The 2,152-nt window shown below is 66.0% G+C and carries 3 protein-coding genes; 2 read left to right on the forward strand and 1 reads right to left on the reverse strand.

Going from position 1 to position 2,152, the window contains the following annotated elements:
* A partial coding sequence (locus AC5RWT_RS36770; RefSeq protein WP_494084523.1) for a lysophospholipid acyltransferase family protein occupies positions 1-652 on the reverse strand: 652 nt, incomplete at its 3' end.
* A gap of 157 nt (positions 653-809) precedes the next feature.
* Between AC5RWT_RS36770 and AC5RWT_RS36775 the strand changes: the two genes are divergently transcribed.
* Together AC5RWT_RS36775 and AC5RWT_RS36780 are read left to right on the forward strand one after the other, a co-directional pair.
* Complete coding sequence (locus tag AC5RWT_RS36775) at positions 810-1,598, forward strand: alpha/beta hydrolase (RefSeq protein ID WP_494084524.1); 789 nt, start codon at positions 810-812, stop codon at positions 1,596-1,598.
* On the forward strand, positions 1,585-2,055 hold the full coding sequence (locus tag AC5RWT_RS36780; protein ID WP_494084525.1) for a hypothetical protein: 471 nt from the start codon (positions 1,585-1,587) through the stop codon (positions 2,053-2,055). Before AC5RWT_RS36775 ends, AC5RWT_RS36780 begins: the two co-directional genes overlap by 14 nt.
* The last annotated feature ends 97 nt before the right edge of the window (positions 2,056-2,152 follow it).

Here is a 2,152-nt window from a genome sequence, read left to right on the forward strand (position 1 = left end):
TGGCGTACGAATCGACATATTCCTGGCCGGAGAGCCGCATGATCTCGTACATGATCTCGTCGGTGACCGAGCGCTGGATGAACCGGTCGTCTTCCAGGCCCTTGTAGCGGGAAAAATCTAACGGCTTGCCGATGATGATGCCTACCCGTCGGATGTTGGGGATGCGGCGTCCGATCGGCTGTACCTTGTCCGTGCCGATCATCGCCACCGGGATCACCGGTACACCGGTGTTCAGCACCAGCTTGGCCACGCCTGTTTTTCCGCGGTACAGCTTTCCGTCCGGAGACCGGGTGCCTTCCGGGTAGATGCCCAGCAGCCCGCCCTCTTGGAGCGCGTCCCGTCCGGCCAGCAGGGACGTGGCAGACGCCGCGCCGCCGGATCGGTCCATCGGAAGCTGGTTGGTCATCCTGAAAAAGGCCGCCGTGAGCTTGCCCTTGACTCCTTTTCCGGTGAAGTATTCGCTCTTGGCCAGGAACACCACGGGCCGCGGCACCGCCAGGGGAAGGAAAATGGAATCGGAGAAAGAAAGGTGGTTGCTGGCCAGCACGGCGGGGCCGGTGTCCGGAATGTTGTCCAGCCCCTTGACCCACGGCCGGAAGAGTAGCCGGACCACCGGTCCTACGACGAGGGTTTTCATGAACCAGTAGAACACGTGTGCCTTTCCGTTCCGCCGCCGCCGGCCGCATACCAATACCGCTTGAGACTCTACTCCAGCTTTGTGTCTGATAACTGTCCGGCATAGGGGCACCGGAGGAGGATCCGGCCGGCTTTCGATGGCCGAACGGCTCCCATAATGACACGATAGTGCCATGACTTCAGTTGCCGACGGCGCTTTCTCCAGCCCCGGGCACGGCCCCAATTCGCGCGTCGGCGTCGTGCTCCTGCACGGTTTTACCGGTTCACCGCGCAGTATGCGGGGATGGGCGGAAAGCCTCGCCGATGCCGGCTTCGCGGTGCGGCTGCCGCTGCTGCCCGGCCACGGCACCACCTGGCAGGATCTGGCCACCTCGCGCTGGCAGAGCTGGTACGGGGCGGCCGAGCAAGCCTTCGCGGAGCTCGCCCGCGAGCGCAGCCACGTCTTCGTTGCCGGGTTGTCCATGGGCGGGGCCCTGGCCCTGCGGCTGGCTGCCCACCGCCCGGTGTCCGGCGTGCTGCTGGTCAACCCGGGGCTCACCATCGCCGATCCTCGCGCCCCGTTCACCGGAGTGATGAAATACGTCCTGCGTTCGGTGCCTGCCATCGGCAACGACATCAACAAACCGGGCGTGGATGAAGGCGCCTACGAACGCACTCCCGTGGCGGCCGCCCATCAGCTGGGCCAGCTCTTCAAGACGGTTGTGGCCGATCTCCCCCGGGTCACTGCTCCGACGCTCGTTTTCCGCTCCGCGGTGGACCACACGGTCCCGGAATCCTCGATGCAGGTGCTGCGGCGCCGGATCGGCACATCGAGCCTGGAAGTGGTGCTGCTCGCGGACAGCTACCACGTGGCCACCATGGACCACGACGCCGACTTGATCTACCGCCGGTCGGCGGACTTCATCGAGGCAACTGTGGCCACTTCACCGTCACAGACAGGAGCCACTCATGCCCGGGCATGACCAGGAGCGCGACGACGCGGTCTGGCAGGATCTGGTGGCGCGCCTGGAGGAGACCGATTCCGGGAACCCGGAGGGCACGTCGCCGGACGATGCGGACGCTGGCCGCACCACCGATCCCCAACGACTGCGCGAAATATTCGAAAACCGCCTGCCGGAAATCCAGCCGACTGACGAGCAGACGGGTCCGCGGGATTACAGCGTCGCTGAACCGGACGATGACGAGGGCTACGTACCGCCTGAACCAGAGCCTCTGGGTGCTGGCGAACCGCTGCTGGTGCTGGCGTGGATCGGCTCTGTGGGGGCACCGCTGGGTCTGCTCTTCACAGCCATGTTTTGGCGCGGCGCACCCTTCGCAGCGGTCCTGGCGATGGTGGCCCTCTTCGTGGTGTCGGCCGTCTATCTGCTCTTCCGGCTCCCGCAGGAACGCGACGGGCACGACGACGGGGCGCGCGTCTGAGGCCCGGCCCCGGGATCAGCGTGAAGCGCCCCGGGCGAGATCGGCAGCTCCGATCATGCCGGCCCTCGGCCCCAAGGCTGCCAGCCGCACGTCAGCC

It is taken from the genome of Arthrobacter sp. Dra40 (assembly GCF_059091905.1).

Coding starts and splice junctions, on each gene's coding strand:
- AC5RWT_RS36775 (WP_494084524.1), top strand. CDS start 810: ATGACTTCAGTTGCCGACGGCGCTTTCTCCAGCCCCGGGCACGGCCCC.
- AC5RWT_RS36780 (WP_494084525.1), top strand. CDS start 1,585: ATGCCCGGGCATGACCAGGAGCGCGACGACGCGGTCTGGCAGGATCTG.